Source organism: Neobacillus sp. SAB-20_R2A (assembly GCF_049568635.1).
Classification (GTDB): domain Bacteria; phylum Bacillota; class Bacilli; order Bacillales; family Cytobacillaceae; genus Neobacillus; species Neobacillus citreus.
Genome location: NZ_CP145895.1, coordinates 156,204 through 162,500, shown reverse-complemented (window position 1 = coordinate 162,500; position 6,297 = coordinate 156,204). Strand labels below are relative to the sequence as shown.

6 protein-coding genes and 1 rRNA gene (1 of these 7 cut by a window edge) are annotated in these 6,297 nt (G+C 43.7%); 2 read left to right on the top strand and 5 right to left on the bottom strand.

All coding sequences use genetic code 11. The features are described from left to right. Both V5M37_RS00905 and V5M37_RS00900 read right to left on the bottom strand, forming a co-directional pair. Positions 1 to 1,419, bottom strand: a 16S ribosomal RNA gene (locus V5M37_RS00905) (it extends 131 nt beyond the left edge of the window). A 257-nt stretch (positions 1,420 to 1,676) separates the two neighbouring features. Then, entirely contained in the window at positions 1,677 to 1,907 is a 231-nt protein-coding gene (locus tag V5M37_RS00900; protein WP_213148243.1) for a hypothetical protein, read from the bottom strand. Between the two features lie 136 nt (positions 1,908 to 2,043). Between V5M37_RS00900 and pdaB the strand changes: the two genes are divergently transcribed. After that, positions 2,044 to 2,796: a polysaccharide deacetylase family sporulation protein PdaB gene (gene pdaB / locus V5M37_RS00895; protein ID WP_423800350.1), complete on the top strand. Its 753-nt coding sequence runs from the start codon at positions 2,044 to 2,046 to the stop codon at positions 2,794 to 2,796. A 21-nt stretch (positions 2,797 to 2,817) separates the two neighbouring features. Here the strand turns inward: pdaB and V5M37_RS00890 are convergent, their stop codons facing one another. Continuing rightward, positions 2,818 to 3,507: a KinB-signaling pathway activation protein gene (locus V5M37_RS00890; protein ID WP_423800349.1), complete on the bottom strand. Its 690-nt coding sequence runs from the start codon at positions 3,505 to 3,507 to the stop codon at positions 2,818 to 2,820. Between the two features lie 145 nt (positions 3,508 to 3,652). On the opposite strand from V5M37_RS00890, the gene gerD reads away from it, so the two are divergent. Next, on the top strand, positions 3,653 to 4,252 hold the full coding sequence (gerD, locus tag V5M37_RS00885; protein ID WP_213148245.1) for a spore germination lipoprotein GerD: 600 nt from the start codon (positions 3,653 to 3,655) through the stop codon (positions 4,250 to 4,252). 104 nt (positions 4,253 to 4,356) lie between these two features. Here the strand turns inward: gerD and V5M37_RS00880 are convergent, their stop codons facing one another. Together V5M37_RS00880 and cwlD are read right to left on the bottom strand one after the other, a co-directional pair. Continuing rightward, on the bottom strand, positions 4,357 to 5,409 hold the full coding sequence (locus V5M37_RS00880; RefSeq protein WP_423800348.1) for an Mrp/NBP35 family ATP-binding protein: 1,053 nt from the start codon (positions 5,407 to 5,409) through the stop codon (positions 4,357 to 4,359). 145 nt (positions 5,410 to 5,554) lie between these two features. Further along, positions 5,555 to 6,286, bottom strand: coding sequence for an N-acetylmuramoyl-L-alanine amidase CwlD (gene cwlD, locus V5M37_RS00875; RefSeq protein ID WP_378588623.1), 732 nt, complete (start codon positions 6,284 to 6,286; stop codon positions 5,555 to 5,557). Positions 6,287 to 6,297: the final 11 nt, after the last annotated feature.

The window sequence follows — 6,297 nt, the reverse complement described above, 5'->3', positions numbered from 1 at the left end:
GTGTGACGGGCGGTGTGTACAAGGCCCGGGAACGTATTCACCGCGGCATGCTGATCCGCGATTACTAGCGATTCCGGCTTCATGCAGGCGAGTTGCAGCCTGCAATCCGAACTGAGAATGGTTTTATGGGATTGGCTCCACCTCGCGGCTTCGCTGCCCTTTGTACCATCCATTGTAGCACGTGTGTAGCCCAGGTCATAAGGGGCATGATGATTTGACGTCATCCCCACCTTCCTCCGGTTTGTCACCGGCAGTCACCTTAGAGTGCCCAACTGAATGCTGGCAACTAAGATCAAGGGTTGCGCTCGTTGCGGGACTTAACCCAACATCTCACGACACGAGCTGACGACAACCATGCACCACCTGTCACTCTGTCCCCCGAAGGGGAAATTCCTATCTCTAGGAGTGTCAGAGGATGTCAAGACCTGGTAAGGTTCTTCGCGTTGCTTCGAATTAAACCACATGCTCCACCGCTTGTGCGGGCCCCCGTCAATTCCTTTGAGTTTCAGCCTTGCGGCCGTACTCCCCAGGCGGAGTGCTTAATGCGTTAGCTGCAGCACTAAAGGGCGGAAACCCTCTAACACTTAGCACTCATCGTTTACGGCGTGGACTACCAGGGTATCTAATCCTGTTTGCTCCCCACGCTTTCGCGCCTCAGCGTCAGTTACAGACCAGAAAGCCGCCTTCGCCACTGGTGTTCCTCCACATCTCTACGCATTTCACCGCTACACGTGGAATTCCGCTTTCCTCTTCTGCACTCAAGTCCCCCAGTTTCCAATGACCCTCCACGGTTGAGCCGTGGGCTTTCACATCAGACTTAAAGGACCGCCTGCGCGCGCTTTACGCCCAATAATTCCGGACAACGCTTGCCACCTACGTATTACCGCGGCTGCTGGCACGTAGTTAGCCGTGGCTTTCTGGTCAGGTACCGTCAAGGTACCGGCAGTTACTCCGATACTTGTTCTTCCCTGACAACAGAGCTTTACGACCCGAAGGCCTTCATCGCTCACGCGGCGTTGCTCCATCAGACTTTCGTCCATTGTGGAAGATTCCCTACTGCTGCCTCCCGTAGGAGTCTGGGCCGTGTCTCAGTCCCAGTGTGGCCGATCACCCTCTCAGGTCGGCTACGCATCGTCGCCTTGGTGAGCCGTTACCTCACCAACTAGCTAATGCGCCGCGGGCCCATCTGTAAGTGTCAGCCGAAACCGACTTTCAACCTTCCCTCATGCGAGGGAAGAAATTATCCGGTATTAGCTCCGGTTTCCCGAAGTTATCCCAGTCTTACAGGCAGGTTGCCCACGTGTTACTCACCCGTCCGCCGCTAATCACCGGGAGCAAGCTCCCAGTGATTCGCTCGACTTGCATGTATTAGGCACGCCGCCAGCGTTCGTCCTGAGCCAGGATCAAACTCTCCAATAAAGTTGAGTTGATTAGCTCAAAAATGTTACGTTGGCTTCGTTTCAAATGAAACGAATATTATTGTTTGTTGACGTTTTTGTTTGTTTAGTTTTCAAAGAACCATCTTACTCCGTCACTCAAGAGCGACTTTATTAATATATCATCTACTCACTTAAAAGTCAACAACTTTTTTCAAGTTGTTTTTATGTCAGCAGCGACGTTTATTAATATAACAAGATAATAATCGAATGTCAACAGTCTTTTCAAAAAAACATAGTTTATCCCTTTTTTTGTTCTTTCTTACCTCTGCGCATGTATTTAAAACACTCATTTGGTGAAGCAACTCTTCTAAATAAATCAAAAAGGATTTTGTATCTTTCCTCCATTGCTCTTTTTACAATATGATCAATACGTTCATCCCTTAAGTCAAACAGAATTTCATCCATTTCTCTCTTTATTAAGTATTCTATTTCTTTTACTTCCTTCTCGTTGATTAAAAGCCCGTACATAGATAACCTCCAATAAATGGTATGTTATAGTAGTCTTTTCCATTTTGTTTACTTTTATAATAAAAATCTTTCATCATATTTTTAAAAATCTCATCATATGTTTGAGACAAGGATGGCAGTGGACGAGGTGGAAGCGATGAATTTCTTTTTTATTGTTAATGGTAAAGCGTTAAAAAGTGTTGTGTTAATTATGGTTGCCGCTTTCTTTACAGCTTGGTTTCTCTATATGGAGAACCTGACGCAAATCCCTGTATTTTCAACCAAGGATGGTCCAAAAGCCGTTTTCCGAGGTGAAAAGGATGTGGCCCTGACATTTAATATTGGCTGGGGCGACGTTAAAGCAGAGCCTATTTTGGATACGTTGAAAAAGGAAAATGTGAAGTCTGCCACATTCTTTTTATCCGGTTCCTGGGCGGAACGACACCCTGATCTTGTCAGCCGGATTGTCAAGGACGGCTATGAAATCGGCCTGCTTGGTTATAATTATGTAGACTATCGGGACGAAGAGGATGGAAAAATCAGCAAAGACATTTTAAAGGCCCAGGAGGTTTTTAAAAAGTTAAATGTAAAGGGGATTAAACTTCTAAGGGCTCCAACAGGACATTTTGATAAACGCACATTATCGATTGCAAAGCGTTACGGCTATACAGTCGTACATTGGCGTTTGGATTCAAAGGACTGGCAAAATCCAGGTGTTGCGAAGATTGTAGAAAATGTGAAGAATGCAGAAAAAGGCGATATTATTCTTCTGCATGCCTCCGATTCTGCCAAACAAACAGCAGAGGCTTTACCGCTAATCCTGCAGGATCTTAGGAATAAAGGCCTAAAATTCGTAACCGTATCCGAAATGATTGCAAACGGAGAAGTCCAATCTAAAGAAATAAAATAACCAAAAAAACCGTCCGAAAAATCAAACGGACGGTTTTTTTGTTAATTTTTTACCTGCTTTATTTTTTCCACGATTATTGGTTGATTGGCTTATGCGTTGCTCACGTTCCTTTACTGACTTGGCATTTAATTTATGAAGAACCAGCAGCTGGTAGGCGTTGCAGGCAAGTAACGCTGCCACCATTAAATAGACCCAGCTTTTTTCATTTTCCTGAAGAGCTGGCATCCACTCCACCAGAGTAACAACAACCATAAAGAAAAGAGCAGGAACAAACGCCTCCCGGTTGGTTTGTTTCATTTTATACCAGGCAGCAATCAATCCGACAGCTAATACAAAGACCGCCAACCCTACATAAGGAAGCAGCGAATCTCCCTCTTTTGCAAAATTGACATAGCGAAAATAAACTAAATCAAACAGGGCAAACAGAAGCAGAATGACCTGAACCCCATTCCAAAGGGTGACGGATTTAAATATACCTAATCCGAAGCGATGGACCGTTAAATAGGCAAAAAAGCCCATTTGGCTGATCAAGCTGAATAGAAAGCCCATGAAAAGCAGCCATACCGCTGTGGAAACGATGTCGATTATTTGAAAATCAATAAAATATGACTCAAATTCATTCCAGCGAACAATAAAACCCACAACAGCCGTCGTGATTCCGCCGACTAATAATGTGGTCATAAACAGTCTTACCCAGTTACGGCTTGTCACACTATAAACCCCCATAAAAAAATAAATACATTCTGATTGTACCAAGCAAAATTTGAAAAATCCATAAAATGAGTGAACCGCGTATAATCTTTCGACATTTTCTTCATTATAAAATTAAGGATTCTTATGTGAAAGGAGCTTCAAAATGAGAGCAAAATTTACTGTGCTCCTCCTGCCTGTTTTTGTTTTTTTAACTAGCTGTTCCGGTAATAACGATCTTAGCGCCGGGTTGCAGCCTGATTATGATCAGACCAAAAAAATGGTCGTGGATATTTTAAAAACGGATGATGGAAAGAAAGCAATCCAAGATGTCATGTCCGATGACAAAATGAAGGAAAAACTGGTGATGGACCAAAATGTCGTGGCTCAGACGATTGAACAAACATTAACCTCTGATAAAGCAACAGAGTTTTGGAAAAAAACCTTCAGCGACGCGAAATTTGCTCAAGGCGTTGCCAAGAACATGCGGGCAGAAAATGAAAAATTACTTAAGGATTTAATGAATGACCCTGAATATAGAGCCATGATGATTGAAGTGTTCAAGGAACCGGAAATTCAAAAGCAAATGGCCGATGCCCTGAAAACCAAGGAGTATCGTGAACAGCTTCAAAATGTAATAACTGAGACTATTGACAGCCCGCTTTATAAAGCAAAAATTCAGGAATTGCTTTTAAAAGCTGCCGAGCAGGCAAATACAAAAGAAACCTCAAAAGACAACAAAAGCGGCGGTGAGCAAGGTTCATAATTCCACTACCCAAAATAAAAACCTCCTCCAAACGGAAGAGGTTTTATTTTGGCTGCAGTTCTTTTTTACTACTCAAACCCCAGCAAAACTGCAGATCCGAAAAATTACTTTCCAAGCCGGTCCGCGACTTTTTCGGCAATTTCTAAATAAATTTTTCCTAACTGATGGTCTTCCTGATAGATGGACGGCGCAAAGTCTTCATCGTTCCAGTCAGGCTGGTTAAGTGGCAGGCGTCCAAGCACTTCTGTATTTAGCTCGTCGGCCAACTTATCTCCGCCGCCGCGACCAAACACATATTCCTTTTCACCAGTCAGCTTGCTTTCAAAATAGGCCATGTTCTCAATAACCCCGAGCACTTCATGATCGGTTTTCATCGCCATCGCACCTGCGCGGGCAGCTACAAAGGCTGCGGTTGGATGCGGGGTGGTAACGATAATTTCTTTACATGCCGGCAGCATGCTATGAACATCTAAGGCAACGTCGCCTGTTCCTGGTGGTAAGTCTAGAAGTAAATAATCAATGTCGCCCCACTCTACCTCATTGAAAAAGCTATTCAGCATTTTTCCGAGCATTGGGCCGCGCCAGATAATTGGTGAATTATCCTCCACGAAAAATCCCATTGAAATTACTTGAACACCAAAACGCTCAACAGGAATAATCTTTTCGCCTCGGACAACCGGCCGATTCGTAATGCCCATCATATCCGGTACGCTGAAACCGTAAATGTCGGCATCGATAAGCCCGACCTTTTTACCTAAGCGCGCCAGAGCAACAGCGAGGTTAACAGATACCGTCGATTTTCCTACTCCGCCTTTTCCGCTGGCAATTGCGATAAAGGTAGTGGACTGGGAATTAAGGAGATTCTTTTCCTTTTCTGGTTCAGCCTGACGATTGGCAGCAAGCACTTCATCAGGAAGCTGGTTGAAGCGGATTCCTACTGTTGCAGCACCTGCTTCCTTCAACAGGTTCACAATTTGCGTTTGTAGCTGAAGCTGCTCACTTGTCCCTGTTCTAGCAATCGCTACTTTGACACTGACATGGCTTTTTTCTTCTTTAATTTTTATCTCTTCTATAGCATTTAATTCTGCTAAAGTTTTATGTAAAAATGGCTCTTTGAGGCTGCCAACAACCTCACGGATTCTTGCTTCAGTTAACATTGAAAAACACCTCACCAATTGAATTCGTTTCCTCTAACAGTATATCATAACTATGGCAATATACAGTTAATTGAATCACACATTAAAACCACCGCCATAGGAATAACCTCAAATAAAAAGAGAAGGTGTTTATTTCCGCCTTCCCTTAATCTGTTTCTTTTAATTCCTTTTCATTCGTGAAATATCTTATGATCCCTTTATATATAGAGGCTGCAACCTTCTCTTGATAGTCCTCACGCTTTAATCTTGCCTTTTCAGCAGGGTTGGAGAGGAAACCAACCTCGACCAGAACACCCGGTTTTTTTGAATGTTTTAAAATATAAACCCCGCCTATTGGCTTGGCTTTTCGATTAGTATTTTCTAAGTTTTCCCTGAGCTCCTCTTGAATAAATTTGGCCGCCCTGGCGTTTTCCTTAAAATGAGGGGCGTAAAAGGTCTGGGCGCCGCTCCATCTTGACGAAGGGATGGCATTTAAGTGAATGCTTACAAAGAAGTCATTATCCTCTTCATTAATCATCTTTAATCTGTTTTTCAGATCCTCCACTTTTCTCCTGCTGTAGCCCCTAGTATCAGCATCTGCCAAATCGGTATCGGTTTCTCTTGTCATCACAACAAGTGCACCCTGCTGCTGCAGATAATCTCTGACCTTTAAAGTGATGTTAAGAGCAATATCTTTTTCAAGCGTCTCGCCCGTACCGGCCCCGCCATCCGGACCGCCATGGCCCGCATCCAGCAGAATAATTTTTCCGGAAAGCGGAAGGCTCCATTCTTTCCAGGAATCATCCTCGGCAAAATCATACTGTAAAATTAAAAATAGTGCTAATAAGCCAACTGAAAAAAAAATGATTTTTATTCTTTTTGTTACCAACCAAATCATTCCTTCCCGCT

Excerpts from the sequence above, each read along its gene's own strand:
- V5M37_RS00880 (WP_423800348.1), bottom strand. The coding sequence starts at position 5,409 with ATGTTAACTGAAGCAAGAATCCGTGAGGTTGTTGGCAGCCTCAAAGAG.
- V5M37_RS00900 (WP_213148243.1), bottom strand. The coding sequence starts at position 1,907 with ATGTACGGGCTTTTAATCAACGAGAAGGAAGTAAAAGAAATAGAATAC.
- gerD (WP_213148245.1), top strand. The coding sequence starts at position 3,653 with ATGAGAGCAAAATTTACTGTGCTCCTCCTGCCTGTTTTTGTTTTTTTA.
- cwlD (WP_378588623.1), bottom strand. The coding sequence starts at position 6,286 with ATGATTTGGTTGGTAACAAAAAGAATAAAAATCATTTTTTTTTCAGTT.
- pdaB (WP_423800350.1), top strand. The coding sequence starts at position 2,044 with ATGAATTTCTTTTTTATTGTTAATGGTAAAGCGTTAAAAAGTGTTGTG.